The sequence below is a fragment of the Streptomyces sp. SID11385 genome (genome assembly GCF_010548245.1).
GTDB lineage: Bacteria > Actinomycetota > Actinomycetes > Streptomycetales > Streptomycetaceae > Streptomyces.
Map to the genome: position 1 here is coordinate 1 of NZ_JAAGLR010000860.1, position 1186 is coordinate 1186.

Sequence of the window (1186 nt, forward strand, 5' to 3'; positions counted from 1 at the left end):
CAGGGCACGAGCGAACTCCTCCTCGTCGCCGAGCACCCCGGCCTCGGCCTCGGCGCGCACCTCGCGGGCGTGACGGGCACGCAGGCCGACGAGGGCAAACCGGCGGCGGGCACCGCCCTCGCCGCCGGGCTCCCGGTCACGCTGTGGCGCCTCGCCGAGGCCCCGCCCGACCGCACCGTCCTCCTCGGCGACACCGGCGGCGTCCGCCTGTGGCTCATCACCCGCCCCGAGGGCACCGCGGCGATCGACCCGGAGGAACTCGTCCTCGCCGACCTCCGCGAAGCCGCGTCCGAACTGGAGTTCCTGCCGTTCGGGGCGCTGACCGGGACCCTCCTGGAGGGGCCGCGTCCCTGAGCGGGACTCTCCTGAGGGGGCCGCGTCCCTGAGCGGGAGCCTCGCCCCGGAATTCGTACGCTCACGTGGGCTTTATCCTGGAAGCCGCCCGGCGATCCCGGGCCCCCACCCGTCTCCCGGTACCCCAGGCCCCTCCGCCCCGTACCGGACACCGCCCCGAAGGAGCCCGTGCCGTGCGTGTCGACCTGCACACCCACTCCACCGCCTCCGACGGCACGGACACCCCCGCCGGGCTCGTCGCCGCCGCCGCGGCGGCCGGTCTCGACGTCCTCGCGCTCACCGACCACGACACGACCCGCGGCCACGCCGAGGCCGCCGCCGCGCTCGCGACCCTCGACCGGCCCCTCACCCTCGTGCCCGGCGCCGAACTCTCCTGCCGCCTCGGCGGCATCGGCGTGCACCTCCTCGCGTACCTCTTCGACCCCGAGGAACCCGCGCTGCTCCAGGCCCGCGAGCTGATCCGCGACGACCGCGTACCGCGCGCCAAGGCCATGGTCGAGAGCCTGCGCGCACTCGGCGTGCCGATCACGTGGGAGCAGGTCGACCGCATCGCCGCCGGCGGCTCCGTCGGCCGCCCGCACCTCGCCTCCGCGCTCGTCGAACTCGGCGTCGTGGACACCGTCTCGGACGCCTTCACGCCCGAGTGGCTCGGCGACGGCGGGCGCGCCTACGCGCCCAAGGCCGAACTCGACCCCGCCGAGGCGATCCGCCTCGTCAAGGCCGCGGGCGGCGTCAGCGTCCTCGCCCACCCGCTCGCCGCCTCGCGCGGGCGCACGCTGAGCGAGGAGGCCATCGCCGCGCTCGCCGCGGCCGGGCTCGACGGCATCGAGGC

The 1186-nt window shown here is 76.7% G+C and carries 2 protein-coding genes; both read left to right on the top strand.

The annotated features are described in order from the left end of the window. Positions 1 to 354 (top strand): DUF6758 family protein (locus G3I42_RS26190; protein ID WP_343244671.1); only part of this gene is annotated, 354 nt, incomplete at its 5' end. 173 nt (positions 355 to 527) lie between these two features. Beyond that, on the top strand, positions 528 to 1186 hold a 659-nt coding region (locus G3I42_RS26195; protein ID WP_164289918.1), incomplete at its 3' end, for a PHP domain-containing protein.